At 64.9% G+C, this 14,669-nt stretch carries 16 protein-coding genes; 14 read left to right on the forward strand and 2 right to left on the reverse strand.

Features of this window, described 5'->3' with window-relative positions:
- A partial coding sequence (gene hemB / locus V7E26_RS24735; RefSeq protein ID WP_324421421.1) for a porphobilinogen synthase occupies positions 1-832 on the reverse strand: 832 nt, incomplete at its 3' end.
- 198 nt (positions 833-1,030) lie between these two features.
- Here hemB and V7E26_RS24740 point away from each other — a divergent pair.
- The 14 genes from V7E26_RS24740 to V7E26_RS24805 all read left to right on the forward strand — a co-directional run bounded on the left by V7E26_RS24740 (position 1,031) and on the right by V7E26_RS24805 (position 13,404).
- The gene (locus V7E26_RS24740; protein ID WP_324421423.1) at positions 1,031-1,510 is read left to right on the forward strand and encodes a DUF6163 family protein; all 480 of its coding nucleotides are present in this window, start codon (positions 1,031-1,033) and stop codon (positions 1,508-1,510) included.
- Between the two features lie 409 nt (positions 1,511-1,919).
- Positions 1,920-2,435 (forward strand): transcriptional regulator LdtR, encoded by a 516-nt coding sequence (gene ldtR / locus V7E26_RS24745; RefSeq protein ID WP_324421425.1) that lies wholly within the window; start codon positions 1,920-1,922, stop codon positions 2,433-2,435.
- Positions 2,436-2,748: 313 nt separating this feature from the next.
- On the forward strand, positions 2,749-2,973 hold the full coding sequence (locus tag V7E26_RS24750) for a hypothetical protein (RefSeq protein ID WP_324421428.1): 225 nt from the start codon (positions 2,749-2,751) through the stop codon (positions 2,971-2,973).
- A 37-nt stretch (positions 2,974-3,010) separates the two neighbouring features.
- Positions 3,011-3,232, forward strand: coding sequence for a hypothetical protein (locus V7E26_RS24755; protein WP_324421430.1), 222 nt, complete (start codon positions 3,011-3,013; stop codon positions 3,230-3,232).
- 741 nt (positions 3,233-3,973) lie between these two features.
- Positions 3,974-4,597: a glutathione S-transferase family protein gene (locus V7E26_RS24760; protein WP_324421431.1), complete on the forward strand. Its 624-nt coding sequence runs from the start codon at positions 3,974-3,976 to the stop codon at positions 4,595-4,597.
- Positions 4,598-4,899: 302 nt separating this feature from the next.
- A complete protein-coding gene (gene glyA, locus V7E26_RS24765) occupies positions 4,900-6,210 on the forward strand; it encodes a serine hydroxymethyltransferase (RefSeq protein WP_324421432.1) in 1,311 nt (436 codons plus the stop codon).
- A 13-nt stretch (positions 6,211-6,223) separates the two neighbouring features.
- A complete protein-coding gene (gene nrdR / locus V7E26_RS24770; protein ID WP_324421433.1) occupies positions 6,224-6,706 on the forward strand; it encodes a transcriptional regulator NrdR in 483 nt (160 codons plus the stop codon).
- Positions 6,703-7,866: a bifunctional diaminohydroxyphosphoribosylaminopyrimidine deaminase/5-amino-6-(5-phosphoribosylamino)uracil reductase RibD gene (ribD, locus tag V7E26_RS24775; RefSeq protein WP_324421435.1), complete on the forward strand. Its 1,164-nt coding sequence runs from the start codon at positions 6,703-6,705 to the stop codon at positions 7,864-7,866. Before nrdR ends, ribD begins: the two co-directional genes overlap by 4 nt.
- Positions 7,866-8,474, forward strand: a complete 609-nt coding sequence (locus tag V7E26_RS24780) for a riboflavin synthase (RefSeq protein WP_324421437.1) — start codon at positions 7,866-7,868, stop codon at positions 8,472-8,474. The genes ribD and V7E26_RS24780 overlap by 1 nt, the downstream gene beginning before the upstream one ends.
- 103 nt (positions 8,475-8,577) lie before the next feature.
- Entirely contained in the window at positions 8,578-9,069 is a 492-nt protein-coding gene (gene ribH, locus V7E26_RS24785; protein WP_324421439.1) for a 6,7-dimethyl-8-ribityllumazine synthase, read from the forward strand.
- Positions 9,070-9,072: 3 nt separating this feature from the next.
- The gene (gene nusB, locus V7E26_RS24790) at positions 9,073-9,567 is read left to right on the forward strand and encodes a transcription antitermination factor NusB (RefSeq protein ID WP_324421441.1); all 495 of its coding nucleotides are present in this window, start codon (positions 9,073-9,075) and stop codon (positions 9,565-9,567) included.
- The gene (thiL, locus tag V7E26_RS24795) at positions 9,560-10,555 is read left to right on the forward strand and encodes a thiamine-phosphate kinase (RefSeq protein ID WP_324421443.1); all 996 of its coding nucleotides are present in this window, start codon (positions 9,560-9,562) and stop codon (positions 10,553-10,555) included. Before nusB ends, thiL begins: the two co-directional genes overlap by 8 nt.
- 208 nt (positions 10,556-10,763) lie before the next feature.
- Positions 10,764-10,973: a cold-shock protein gene (locus tag V7E26_RS24800; RefSeq protein WP_324421445.1), complete on the forward strand. Its 210-nt coding sequence runs from the start codon at positions 10,764-10,766 to the stop codon at positions 10,971-10,973.
- Between the two features lie 310 nt (positions 10,974-11,283).
- Complete coding sequence (locus V7E26_RS24805) at positions 11,284-13,404, forward strand: sodium-translocating pyrophosphatase (RefSeq protein WP_324421447.1); 2,121 nt, start codon at positions 11,284-11,286, stop codon at positions 13,402-13,404.
- An 80-nt stretch (positions 13,405-13,484) separates the two neighbouring features.
- On the opposite strand, the gene V7E26_RS24810 is transcribed toward V7E26_RS24805, so the two are convergent.
- Positions 13,485-14,489 (reverse strand): Bug family tripartite tricarboxylate transporter substrate binding protein, encoded by a 1,005-nt coding sequence (locus V7E26_RS24810; RefSeq protein ID WP_324421449.1) that lies wholly within the window; start codon positions 14,487-14,489, stop codon positions 13,485-13,487.
- Positions 14,490-14,669: the final 180 nt, after the last annotated feature.

Below are 14,669 nucleotides of genomic sequence, written 5' to 3' on the forward strand. Positions count from 1 at the left end.
TGCCGGGCTTCACCATCACCATGTCCGCGCCTTCGGCGATGTCGAGTTCGACCTCTCGCAGGGCCTCATCCGAATTGGCGCTGTCCATCTGGTAGGTGCGCTTGTCGCCGGTCAGCGTCTTGGCCGAGCCGATGGCGTCGCGGAACGGGCCGTAGAAGGCGGAGGCGTATTTGGCCGCATAGGACATGATCTGCACGTCGCCAAAGCCGTTGTCATCCAGCGCGTCGCGGATCGCGCCGACGCGGCCGTCCATCATGTCCGAGGGCGCGATGACGTCGCAGCCGGCTTCGGCCTGCACCAGCGCCTGCTGCACCAGCACCGCGACCGTCTCGTCGTTGAGGATCCTGCCGTCCTCGATCAGCCCGTCATGGCCGTGGCTGGTGAAGGGATCGAGCGCGACGTCGCAGAGCACGCCGATATCGGGGAATTCCTTCTTGATGGCGCGCACCGCCTGGCAGACCAGGTTGTTCGGGTTGAGCGCCTCGGAGCCGGTCTCGTCGCGCAAGGACGGCTCGGTGTAGGGAAACAGCGCGATGCAGGGGATATTCAGCTTCGCCGCGCGTTCGGCGTCGCGCACCACCTGGTCGACGGTGAGGCGGTCGACGCCGGGCATCGAGGCCACCGGCGTGCGGGTGTTCTGCCCGCCGACCACGAACAGTGGCCAGATCAGGTCGTCCGTGGTCAGCACGTTTTCCCGCACCAGGCGCCGCGCCCATTCCGCCTTGCGGTTGCGGCGGGGGCGGATCGCCAGGTCGAGCGGGGTGGGGGCCAGCGCGGCCGGCCGCCGCGGTGCGTCGCGCATCTCGATCGGACGCCCGAATTTGATCGCCATGTGATGGATACTCCTGAAAGCGCGGGAAAGCTTCGATTTGTTCCAATTCTAGCATCTTGCCCCGGCCCCGTCACCGCGCCTTGATCCATCTCATCGGCAATTGATTTTGCCGTCCCGCCGGGCCAAGACATCGGGCCATGAGGAGATTCCAGCACTTGTTGCGCCCCGATTTCGTGGCCGGCCGCCAGGATGGCCGCCATGTCTGACGTATCGGCGCGCGATGCGACGCGGGACAAGGCCAGGGAGCGGGACGGCGCGATGTCCATGGCGGGCATGTCGTCGGAGCGGATCGAGTCCGACGACAATGTGTGGACGCGCCGCCTGGTGATGTTCCTGCGCGTCATGGCCGTGATCTCGATCATGAAGGGCCTGTATCACTGGGCGCAGGTCACCGGCTTCATCGGCGGCGAGGAAGAGGCGTTCGAGAACCAGTCGATGGCCTGGCAGACCGCGACCGTCTACTTCGCGGTGATCGAACTCGTCGCCGCCGTGGGCCTCTGGCTCGCCACGCCCTGGGGCGCGGTGGTGTGGCTCACCACCGTCGTGTCGATGGCGGTGATCGAGCTGATGTTTCCGGGAATCTATGGCGGCAGCCTGACGATCGTCGCGGTGGAAGCCGTGATGCTCGGCGCCTATCTCGCACTGGCCTGGATGGCCGCGCGCGAACGCCCGCCGTAAGGCGCCGTTTCGACGCGTCAGTTTTCCGCCATAATCCATCCACGTGCAGAAATCCCGACGCCGTCCCGTACAATTTTCCAAAAACCCTGCCGTTAACATTTCGCTCATCGTTAAGGGCCGTAAAGGTTCCACCACACCTGTTACGCGAGCGTTGCCATTTCCGGCCGACCTGTTTCCGAATGCGACAGGGGCCCAAGACGAAGCGTGAACATCGCGCTTCCAGCGTCAACGAAACATTGCAAAAGGCCTTGATCTACAGGCCTTAATCCACAATTCACTCTGTTAAATTCATGATCTCTTTATTGTCTTATTTAAGCGGATGTTCAATCCGCCCCCTTAAGTTGAACCTATCAGGCGGGACAGAAGTTTCGTCGAATAAAGTCGAAAAACGACGAACAGGGGAAGTGTCATGATCAAAGCCGTTGCGACGGCGGTGGATACCGCTGAACGTACTGCCGGCCAAGCACCCGTGCAGCCGCTCTATCTCGAAGCGTTGACGCTGGTGGAGCGGCTTCATCGCCGTCTGCTCGACGTCATCAAGGACGAGTTCGATCGCCGCGGCCGCGCCGACATCAATTCGGTGCAGGCTTTGCTGCTCTATAACATCGGCGACAAGGAGCTGACCGCGGGCGAACTGCGCACGCGCGGTTACTATCTCGGCTCCAACGTCTCCTACAACCTGAAGAAGCTCGTCGAGCTCGGCTTCCTCGATCATCAGCGCTCGCGCGTTGACCGCCGCTCGGTCCGCATCCGCCTGACCGCGCAGGGCCAGGAGATCCGCAAGATCGTCGACGCGCTCTATCAGAAGCACGTCAAGACGGTGGAGCAGGTCGGCGGCATCTCGAACGAGGAGTTCGCGACGCTGAACAAGTCGCTGCACCGCCTCGAGCGGTTCTGGACCGACCAGATCCTGTACCGCCTCTGAGAACTTCCGGCGGCGTTCTGTGACGCGTGGGGGCGCGTCATCGAACGCGTCCGGATCGATCTTCAGTCCGCCTTTTAGCCGAGCCGGCTGCATCGAGAAGACCGGAGGCGATCAGGCGGAGCATGAACTGGCAAGACAGTAAGCCTTGCCCGAAGCGCATCGGCGCCGGTCTTCCGGCACCGGTGCGCTTTGTTTTGTCGGAAATCCTGCCTGCATCCGGCAACTGACGCCATTCTTGCAGAAATCGCCCGCGCCCGCGTTGGAACCTTGCTCGCACCGGCGAATTATAGCCCGGTCATTAACGGGTGAGGACATGCTGGTCGAACGCGGAATGCACGTACTGGGCTTTGAGGTCGTGGGCGATGCCTACGCGATAGCCTCGAATTACCTCCGCGGAAGCGGCGCCATTGCCGACAGCGAGGTCCCCAACGAGCCTCTCGTCGAAATCATCGTGAAGTTGTTTCAACGCGGCGAATGCAACAGGCTCAGGCTCGCGAACTTGGCGATCGCCGAATTCGAGGCGCGCATGCCGGCCTGACCGGACCAATCAGCATCACCCGCATCAGGAGAGTTTGATGGAAGCCGCGATCGACCGGATCATGCACACCTATGACCTGCTGCTGAACTGCAGCGCCGCGGCAAGCGACGAGGCACGCGCCAAGGTGACCGCCTATCTCAACACGCTGGTCGAGGCCGGCGAGAAGGATACGCATCGGCTGACCGTGTGCGGGCTGACCTATCTGCGCCAGCTCGACGGCAGCACCGATCCGGTGAAGGCGGGCTATACGGGGTTGTGAGCTTTTGACCGCGTCTGCCGCCCGACGGGCAACTCACTTCTGGTTTTCAGAATCCGAGTCAAGCCCCGGAAATAAAAACATTCCGCTTCCGTTCTCACCCCAAATCAGCGGATAATCCCGCTCGTCTCACCGCAGATGAGGGGCGTCGGCCATCGTCACCAGCGTGCAGTGAGATGCGATGGACGCCGATGGCGCGATAGACGTAGCGCGCCGGAGGCGTACGGTGAAGTCGTGTGGTCTGGACGCCGCGGTGCTGGCGTTAAGTCCGGGAGACAGATTTTCTCGGGCGATGGTGGCAAAAGAGCCGTTCGCCAGGGAGAGCACGAAGTAAGCCGTAAAGCCATTGCGCAGGGAAGGCCGGGATGCTCCCGCCGAACCTGTATGCTCGTGTGCATCTCTTGCCATGCGCAACAGCACACGAGACCGCGGGTGCGGCGCGCACCCGGTCTTCCCTGCGCCCTCAGATTGGAGAGGGCGATAGACAAGATGCAAGCCTCGGGCAGTTCGTGTCGCGAGAACGCTTCGTCATATTCAATTGTCGTCACCCGCCTTGTGCGCAATTGCGCACGGGGGCGGGTGACCCGGTATTCCAGAGACGCCAATGATTGAACCGACAAGCCGCAGCGTACTGGATCCTCCGCTTTGCGCGGAGGATGACAGCCGTGGGTGCGGCATTGCCTCGTTTCGCCGCCAATGACACTCTCGCGCACCGAGTGGCCAACGATAAGCTGAGGAAGCCCCATGCTCATCTTTCATCACCTCAACGACTCCCGCTCGCAGCGAATTCTGTGGCTGCTCGAGGAACTCGGCACGCCCTATGAGATGAAGCGCTACCAGCGCAATGTCGAGACGCGGCTGGCGCCGCCGGAGTTGAAGGAGGTTCATCCGCTCGGCAAGTCGCCTGTGATTACCGACGGCGACCGGACGGTCGCGGAGTCCGGTGCCATCGTCGATTACATCATCCGCCGCTACGGCAAGGGGGCGATGATGCCCGCCGCCGGCAGCGCGGATTACGAGGCCTACAACGAGTGGCTGCACTATTCGGAAGGCTCGGCGATGCTGCCGCTGATGTTGAACCTCTATGTCGGCCGGCTGAAGGAGGCGGGGGCGCCGCTGCATCCGCGCATCGACAGCGAACTGGCCAACCACCTCGGCTATGTCGACGGCGCGCTCGATGGCCGCGACTTCTTCGTCGGCCCGTCGCTGACGGGGGCCGATATCCAGATGAGCTTTGTCGCTGAAATGGCTGAGGTGTTCGACAAGCTCGCCCCGTACCGGAACCTGGCAGCTTGGCTGGGGCGCATGCACGCCCGCCCGGCATTCCAGCGCTCTATCGAGAAGGGCGGTCCGTACCGCTTTGCGTAAAGCCCCCAATGTCGTCCCGGCGAACGCCGGGACCCATACGCCGCGGCGGCAGGGAAGGGGCACCCTGGCAGACTTCCCGCTTCCGCAAATACTGCCGGTGGCCATGGGCCCCGGCTCAAGGCCGGGGCGACGACGGGAAGGGCTTCCTCCCCACCATATCTTGCATAAATATCAGCCGGATACCGCAAAGGCTTGGCCATTGTGGCCCGGATGTGGTATCTCGCAGGCGCTTCTTTCGACCGCCACACCAGACCCGTCCGCTTCGCCCATAAGGGCCTGCGGCGGTGGAGATATTTCGCCCCATGACCTCATCGCCGACCAGCGCCAAGACCGCCTCCGCGCCCGACTCGTTCTTCACGGCCACGCTGGCCGAGGCCGACCCGGAAATCGCCGCCGCGATCAAGGGCGAACTCGGCCGCCAGCGGCATGAGATCGAGCTGATCGCCTCCGAAAACATCGTCAGCCGGGCCGTTCTGGAAGCGCAGGGTTCGGTGATGACCAACAAGTATGCGGAGGGCTATCCGGGCGCCCGCTACTATGGCGGTTGCGAATGGGTCGACGTCGCCGAGACGCTGGCGATCGAGCGTGCCAAGAAGCTGTTCGGCGCCGGGTTTGCCAATGTACAGCCGAACTCCGGCAGTCAGATGAACCAGGCGGTGTTTCTGGCGCTGCTGCAGCCCGGCGACACTTTCATGGGCCTCGACCTCGCCGCCGGCGGCCATCTCACCCACGGCTCGCCGGTCAACATGTCCGGCAAGTGGTTCAAGGCCTCGCACTACACCGTGCGGCGCGACGACCAGATCATCGACATGGACGAAGTGGCGAGGCAAGCCGAGCAGGTCCGCCCCAAGCTGATCATCGCCGGCGGGTCGGCCTATTCGCGCGCCTGGGATTTCAAGCGTTTCCGCGAGATCGCCGATAGTGTCGGCGCCTATCTCTTGGTCGACATGGCGCATTTCGCCGGCCTCGTCGCCGGCGGCGTCCATGCCTCGCCGGTGCCGCATGCCCACGTCACGACGACGACGACGCACAAGTCGCTGCGCGGCCCGCGTGGCGGCCTGATCCTGTCGAACGACGAAGCGATCGCCAAGAAACTGAATTCGGCGATCTTCCCGGGCCTGCAGGGCGGTCCGCTGATGCATGTCATCGCCGCCAAGGCGGTGGCGTTCGCCGAGGCGCTGCGGCCGGACTTCAAGGTCTACGCCAGGAACGTCGTCGAGAACGCCAAGGCGCTGGCGGAAACGCTGCGCGGTCACGGCCTCGACATCGTCTCCGGCGGCACCGACAACCACCTGATGCTGGTCGATCTCAGGCCGAAGGGGCTGAAGGGCAACGTCTCGGAGAAGGCGCTGGTGCGCGCCGCCATCACCTGCAACAAGAACGGCATTCCCTTCGATCCCGAAAAGCCGTTCGTCACCTCTGGCCTGCGTCTCGGCACGCCGGCGGCGACCACGCGCGGATTCGGCGTCGCCGAGTTCAAGCAGGTCGGCGGCATGATCGCCGAGGTGCTGAACGCGCTGGCGCAATCGCCGGACGGCAAGGCGCCGCTGGTGGAAGCCGCGATCAAGGAGCGCGTGAAGGCCCTGACCGACCGCTTCCCGATCTACCAGTAAAGGACGCGGGTGGATGCGCTGTCCGAGCTGCAACAGTCTCGATACGCAGGTGAAGGATTCACGGCCGACCGAGGATTCGGCCGTGATCCGGCGGCGGCGCGTGTGCATTGCCTGCAACTTCCGCTTCACCACCTTCGAGCGGGTGCAGCTCCGCGAACTGACCATCATCAAGCGCAACGGCCGCCGGGTGCCGTTCGACCGCGACAAGCTGATGCGCTCGGTGCAGATTTCCCTGCGCAAGCGGCCGGTCGATCCTGAAAGAGTCGAGAAGATGGTCTCGTCGATCGTGCGCGAACTCGAAAGCGGCGGCGAGGCGGAAGTCTCATCCGAGGCGATCGGCGAGATCGTGATGGAGCACCTGCGCCAGCTCGACGACGTCGCCTATGTGCGCTTCGCCTCCGTCTATCGCAATTTCCGCGAGGCCAAGGATTTCGAGGCCGTGCTCGGCGAACTCTCGGGCGAGGACGAAGCGCGGGTCGCCACGTTGCGCAAATGATCTTCCGCATCCTGGAAGACCAGTACGGGCAGAAGCTCAAGCAAGCCAAGGAAGCGGCGCGGGCGGCGGACCAGCGCTTCATGCAGCTGGCGCTGGCGCTCGGCCGGCGCGGGCTGGGGCGCACCTGGCCCAATCCGGCCGTCGGCGCTGTCGTGGTCAGGGACGGCGTCATCGTCGGCCGTGGCTGGACGCAGCCGGGCGGCCGGCCCCATGCCGAGCCCGAGGCGCTGAAGCGGGCCGGCGAGGCGGCGCGGGGCGCCACGCTCTATGTGACGCTCGAGCCCTGCTCGCATTTCGGCAAGTCGCCGCCCTGTGTCGACGCCGTGATTGCCGCCGGGATTGCACGCGTGGTGTCGGCGATCGAGGACCCCAATCCGGAAGTGGCCGGGCAGGGGCATGCGAAACTGCGCGCGGCCGGGATCGCGGTCGATGTCGGTCTCGGCGCGGAGCAGGCCGCGCGCGACCACGCCGGGCACTTTCGCCGGATCCGCGACAAGCGCCCACATGTGATCCTGAAGCTCGCGGTATCCGCCGACGACAGGATCGCCGACGCCGGCCACAAGCCGGTCGCGATTACGGGCGAAGCGGCCCGAACGCAGGTGCATCTGTTGCGCGCGCAGTGCGACGCCGTCCTGGTCGGCATCGGCACCGTGCTGGCCGACGATCCGCTGCTGACCTGCCGTCTGCCCGGAATGGAAGCGCGGTCGCCGGTGCGGGTGGTGCTGGATCGCGCGCTGCGCCTGCCGGGTGCGAGCAGGCTGGTCCGTTCCGCCCGCGAGACGCAGCTCTGGGTAATGACGTCTGATATCGCCGAGGCGCCGGCGGCCATGAAACTTGGCGCGGCCGGCGCGCAGGTGCTGCGCATTGCGGCGACGGCGAACCCGCCGGGGCTCGATCTGGCGGCGGTGTTGCGGGCGCTGTCCGACAAGGGCGTCACGCGGCTGATGGTGGAGGGTGGCTCGCGGGTCGCCTCGTCCTTTGTCGCAAGCGGCCTTGTCGATGAAATCTGGCTGCTGCGCGGCCCCGGCACCATCGGCGCGGACGGCATTCCCGCGCTGGACGCATTGCCGCTCTCGTCAATCACCGGCTCGCCGGCGTACAGGGCCCGTGCTAGCGAGAGCCTGGATAAGGACACTCTGACCGTGTACGAGCGCGCGTAATGTTTACCGGAATTGTCACCGATATCGGCGAGATCGTCGGCTTCACGCCAACCGCGCAGGGGCAGCTGCACCGCATGCGGATCGCCTGCCGCTACGACCGGACGACGATTGCTGATGGTGCGTCCATCGCCTGTAACGGCGTCTGCCTGACCGTGGTCGCCTCCGGTGTCGAAGGCGGCAAGACCTGGTTCGATGTCGATGCCGCCGCCGAAACGCTCGGCATGACCACGGCGAAGCACTGGACCAAGGGCACCAGGCTCAATCTCGAGCGCGCGCTGAAGATCGGCGACGAACTCGGCGGTCACATCGTCGCCGGACATGCCGACGGCATCGTCACCATCGTCAAGCGTGACGACCTGCCCGACATGGCGCGATTCGAGCTGCGCACCACGCGCGAGCTCGCTCGCTTCATCGCCGCCAAGGGCTCGGTGACGCTGGATGGCGTGTCGCTGACTGTGAACACGGTCGAGGATGTCGCATTTTCGGTGCTGATCATCCCGCATACGCTCAGCGTGACCACGCTCAGCTTGTGGGCCGCCGGCAGCGAGGTCAATATCGAGGTCGACCTGATGGCCCGCTATGCGGCGCGGCTGTCGGAAATGAAGTGACAGCGCAAGCCGTCATCCTGAATAACGTTGCCTATTCGTGCTTGGCTTAGCCACCCGCGGCGACTACATAACGCGCCGGTACCAGAGTGAAACGGATTGAACAATGGCAGACGCACGGCGCGCACCGCTGAAGGACCAGACCGACATCTCGGGGGCGCGCGCGCTGATCGTCGAGGCGCGGTTCTATGACGATATCCAGGACGCGCTGCTGGAAGGCGCCGTCGCCGAGCTGAAGGTCGCCGGAGTGACGCACGACCTCCTCACCGTGCCCGGCGCGCTGGAAATTCCGGCGGCGATCGCGATCGCGCTCGATGCGGCCGAAAACAACGGCAAGCCGTATGACGCGGCCATCGCGCTCGGCTGCGTAGTGCGCGGCGACACCATCCATTTCGAGATCGTCTCGATCGAATCCTCGCGCGCGCTGATGGACCTTTCGGTCGCGCGGAAAATTCCGCTCGGCAACGGCATCATTACAGTCAATACCGACGCGCAGGCCTGGGCACGGGCGCGGGCCAGCGAACTCAACAAGGGTGGCGACGCCGCGCGCGCGGCGCTGGCGATGCTGCGGATCAAGCGGCGGCTGACGAAGGCTTAGACGATGGCGGATCAGAAGAAGCCAGCCAGGAGTCCCGAACGGAAAGCCAACCGCCGTGGCGCGGCGCGGCTCGCGGCCGTGCAGGCGCTGTATCAGATGGACATCGCCGGCGCCGGGATCAACGACATCTTCGCAGAGTTCGAGAGCCACTGGCTCGGCAACGAGGTCGAGGGCGAGAAATATCTGCCGGCCGAAGCTGCATTCTTCCGTGACGTGGTGTCCGGCGTGGTCCGCGACCAGGCAAGGCTCGATCCCCTGATCGACGATGCGCTCTCGAAGGGCTGGCCCTTGAAGCGGATCGACGCGATTTTGCGTGCGGTGCTGCGGGCCGGCTCCTACGAGCTGGAGCACCGCAAGGACGTTCCCGGGCGCGTCGTGGTGTCGGAATATGTCGACGTCGCGCATGCCTTCGTCGAAAAGGACGAGACCGGCATGGTGAATGCGGTGCTCGACCAGATCGCGCGCCAGTTCCGCGCCGACGAGTTCGCGCGTGGCTAGCGGCAAGCCCGCGTCCGGCGAGGACTCGCTGATCGCGCGCTATTTCCGGCCGCTTGCGACCGATCCCGGCGCACTCGGCCTCGACGACGACGCTGCCGCGTTGAAGCCCGATGGCGCTGACATCGTGGTGACGACGGATGCCATCGTCGAAGGCGTGCATTTCCTCTCCGACGATCCCCCCGATACCATCGCCCGCAAGGCGCTGCGGGTGAACCTCAGCGATCTCGCGGCAAAAGGGGCCATTCCCGCCGGCTTTGTGCTGACACTGGCCTTGCGCAGCGCCGAGGAGGCCTGGCTGAAGCCGTTTGCGGCCGCGCTTGGCGAGGATGCCGCGCAGTTCGCCTGTCCGCTATTGGGAGGCGATACCGTATCGACGCCGGGTCCGCTGATGGTCTCGGTCACCGCGTTCGGCCGGGTGCCGCCGGGCAAGATGGTTCATCGCAGCGGCGCCAAAGCCGGCGAGCGCGTGATGGTGACAGGCACGATCGGCGACGCCGCGCTGGGACTCGCAGTCCTCAAGGGCGGAAAGGTCCACGCCGCGGCGACCGACAAGGCCGCGCGCGAGGCGCTGGTCGGCCGCTACCGTGTTCCGCAACCGCGCGTGGCGCTGGCCGGGATCGTCAGAGACCACGCCAGTGCGGCGATGGATGTGTCTGATGGCCTCGCCGGCGACCTCACCAAGCTCTGCGGTGCCTCCGGCGTCTCGGCCGTGATTGAGCTGGAGCAGGTTCCGCTGTCCGCTGCGACGTGGGACCTGGTGTCGCGCGGGGTTGTGGGGCGGGAGACACTGATCGTCGGCGGCGACGACTACGAGATCCTGTGCACGATGGCCGAGGACCGGGTCGGGCCGTTCACGCAGGCGGCGTGGGTCGCCGGCGTTGCCGTCAGTTCCATCGGTACGGTGGTTGCAGGAAGCGCCGGGCCGAGGTTCATCGACAGCCAGGGCATCGAGATCGCGCTGGAGCGGCTGTCCTACAGCCATTTCTGAAGGCGGCGCGCTAACCTTGCCGGTATTTATTCGCTCTGCACCATTGCAATCCGGCGGAAAACCTATACGTGTAGTGCTATTCGATTGCCGCCGTGCCTTTTTGAACGCGCTCCCCAAGGGGCTTCTTCCCAGAGACATCGTCGAGATTGGATTTGAATCCGCGCGATCGCCGCGCGGAATGAAAAGCCCACGTGCTTTGGAGAAGAGAATGCCTACGGGAACAGTGAAGTGGTTCAACGGTCAAAAGGGGTTCGGTTTCATTGAGCCGAGCGACGGCAGCAAGGATGTGTTCGTGCACATTTCCGCCGTCGAGCGCGCCGGCCTTAGTGGGCTGGCCGAGGGTCAGAAGGTTCAGTTCGAACTCAAGACCGACAAGATGCGGGGCAAGGTGAGCGCGGAAAACCTGTCGCTCGCCTAAAGGCCTCGAAACGGTCGTTTCACGGATGTACTGGAATGGCTCGTGAGCCCGCTCGATCCCGCTGGGGTTGAGCGGGCTCTTGTATTTCGGGCGGGGTGAGCGCCAGGCGGCCAATCACCGGGCCGCTTACCGGTGAATCCTTTCAAAAATCGACGAATTCTGGCTTCCGTGGCGTTGCGCCGGGGGGACGATTTTGGCATGGTCCCGCCGATTTGAGGCCCCCCTTTTGGGCAGGGAAGGCCTCCTCAATAAGCGCCGGCCGCGTTCGCGGGATGGCGTGGGGCGGAAAACAGCATCTGAGGCAACTTCAATGACAGCATTATGGGTGATTGTGCTCTGCGGAGCGCTTTCGATTCTTTACGCCATCTGGGCGACGTCGTCCGTACTGAAGGCCGACGCCGGCAACGCGCGCATGCAGGAGATCGCGGCAGCCGTGGCCGAAGGCGCGCAGGCCTACCTGCGCCGCCAGTACACCACCATCGCCATCGTCGGCGTGGTGATCTTCGCGCTGCTGGCCTACTTCCTCGGCATGCTGGTTGCGGTCGGCTTCCTGGTCGGCGCGGTGCTGTCGGGCGCCGCCGGCTTCATCGGCATGAACGTCTCGGTGCGCGCCAACGTGCGCACGGCGCAGGCGGCGACCACCTCGCTCGCCGGTGGCCTCGAACTCGCCTTCAAGGCGGGCGCGATCACGGGTCTGCTGGTGGCCGGTCTCGCGCTGCTCGGCGTCACCCTCTATTTCGCCTATCTCACACAGATCATGGGGCTGAAGGCCAATGACCGCGTCGTCGTCGACGCGCTGGTGGCGCTCGGCTTCGGCGCCTCGCTGATCTCGATCTTCGCCCGTCTCGGCGGCGGCATCTTCACCAAGGGCGCCGACGTCGGCGGCGACCTCGTCGGCAAGGTCGAAGCCGGCATTCCCGAGGACGATCCGCGCAATCCGGCGACCATCGCCGACAACGTCGGCGACAATGTCGGTGACTGCGCCGGCATGGCGGCCGACCTGTTCGAGACCTATGCGGTGACCGCGGTCGCCACCATGGTGCTGGCCGCGATCTTCTTCGCGAATTCGCCGCTGCTGGTCAACATGATGACGCTCCCGCTCGCCATCGGCGGCGTCTGCATCATCACCTCGATCATCGGCACCTTCTTCGTCAAGCTCGGCGCCAGCCAGTCCATCATGGGCGCGCTGTACAAGGGCCTGATCGCGACCGGCGTGCTGTCGCTGGTCGGCGTTGCCGCCGTCATCAACTGGCTGATCGGTTTCGGTCCGCTGGCGGGCGTGAAGTTCACCGGCATGTCGCTGTTCCTGTGCGGCGTCGTCGGCCTTGCCGTCACCGGCCTGATCATCTGGATCACCGAATACTACACCGGCACCGACTATCGCCCGGTGAAGTCGATCGCCTCGTCCTCGGTCACCGGTCACGGCACCAACGTGATCCAGGGTCTGGCGATCTCGATGGAAGCGACCGCGCTGCCCGCGATCGTCATCATCGCCGGCATCCTGATCACCTACAGCCTTGCCGGCCTGTTCGGCATCGCGATCGCGACCACGACGATGCTGGCGCTGGCCGGCATGATCGTCGCGCTCGACGCCTTCGGCCCGGTTACGGACAATGCCGGCGGCATCGCCGAAATGGCCGGCCTGCCGAAGGAAGTCCGCAAGTCGACCGACGCGCTCGACGCGGTCGGCAACACCACCAAGGCCGTCACCAAGGGCTACGCGATCGGCTCCGCCGGTCTCGGCGCGCTGGTGCTGTTCGCGGCCTACAATGAAGACCTCAAGTTCTTCATCGCCAACTCGTCCAAGAACGTCTACTTCCAGGGCGTCGCTCCGGACTTTTCGCTGAACAACCCCTACGTCGTGGTCGGCCTCCTGTTCGGCGGCCTGCTGCCGTATCTGTTCGGCGCGATGGGCATGACCGCGGTGGGCCGTGCAGCCGGCGCGATCGTCGAGGAAGTGCGGCGCCAGTTCCGCGAGAAGCCGGGCATCATGCAGGGCACCGACAAGCCGGACTACGGCAAGGCGGTCGACCTGCTGACCAAGGCGGCGATCAAGGAAATGATCATTCCGTCGCTGCTGCCGGTGCTGTCACCGATCTTCGTCTACTTCGCGATCTACGTGATCGCGGGCGGCGGCGCGGCCGGCAAGTCGGCGGCGTTCTCGGCGGTCGGCGCCATGCTGCTCGGCGTGATCGTGACGGGCCTGTTCGTCGCGATCTCGATGACCTCGGGCGGCGGCGCCTGGGACAACGCCAAGAAATACATCGAGGACGGCCATTTCGGCGGCAAGGGCTCCGATGCGCACAAGGCGGCGGTGACCGGTGACACCGTCGGCGATCCCTACAAGGATACGGCGGGTCCGGCGGTGAACCCGATGATCAAGATCACCAACATCGTGGCGCTGCTGCTGCTGGCGATCCTGGCGCACTGAGCCGGCGAGAAGCCGATCGAAAAGAAAACCCCGCGGTGCGAGCCGCGGGGTTTTTGATTTGGGCTACGGAAAATGCCCTCTCAATTCACATCCATCTGCAGGCCTTCGCGCTTGATGATCTCGGCGAACTTTGTGGTTTCCGCCTGCACGAAGTCGGAGAATTGCTGCGGCGTGCCCCAGTCGGCGGTGGCGCCCATGCTGCCGAGGGTCTTCTTGACGTCATCGCGCGCCAGCGCCGCCTTGATCTCCTTGTTCAGCGCCTCGACGACCGGAGCGGGCGTGGCCTTCGGCAGGAAGATGCCGAACCAGGAGGAGACGTCGAACTTCGAAAGTTCGGGTCCGCCCTCGCGCATGGTCGGGATGTTCGGCGCCGCCGGGCTGCGCTCGGGCGTGGTCACGCAGAGCGCGGTGAGCTTGCCCTCCTGCGTCTGCGGCAGCGACGGATAGAGATTGTCGAACAGGATCTGGATATCGCCCGCCAGCGCCGCCTGCAGCGCGGGACCTGCGCCGCGGAACGGCACATGCACCATCTTCAGGCCGGTGAGTTGCAGGAACCAGGCACCGGTCAGGTGAGGGCTCTGGCCGACGCCGGAGGAGGCGTAGTTCAGCTTGTCCGGATTGGCCTTGATGTAGGCGATCAATTCGGGGATCGACTTGATGCCGGTCGATGGGTGCGCCGACACGATGTTCGGAATCCGGATCATGTTGCTGACCGGCTGCAACTGGTCGGGCTTGTAGGTCAGGTTGCGGAAGATGCTGTAGGCGATCGCATTCGGACCGGGATTGCCAACCAGAATGACATGGCCATCCGGCTTGGCACGCACGACCTCGGCGGCGCCGATCGTGCCGCCGCCGCCGGAACGGTTTTCCACGACCGCCGACTGGCCCCACGCTGTCTGCAGATGCGCGGCCAGCAGCCGCCCCATCACGTCGGTGCTGCCGCCGGCCGCCGCCGGCACGATGAGACGCACGGTCTCGGTCGGCCGCCAGTCGGAGCCGAGGCTCGAGCGCGGCAAAATCGCTGCGGCGGAAACGCCCGCGGCTGCAGTCAATACGTGGCGGCGAGAAATAGCTTTAATCGTCACAAGTTCGCTCCCTGCTTTGACTCTTGTTGGCAGGGACCCTAGGCATCGTGCGTGCAGAGAGCAAGCGCGCGACTTGGCGCAGGATTTCCGTGTCACGGAACAGCGTGAGTCAGGTCTTACCGGGGCCTAGTACCCACTTTCCCTGGGAAGTGAGTCATGATTCAACATCGGGATGATACC

It is taken from the genome of Bradyrhizobium sp. (assembly GCF_036735945.1).
In the GTDB taxonomy this organism is placed as follows: Bacteria; Pseudomonadota; Alphaproteobacteria; order Rhizobiales; family Xanthobacteraceae; genus Bradyrhizobium.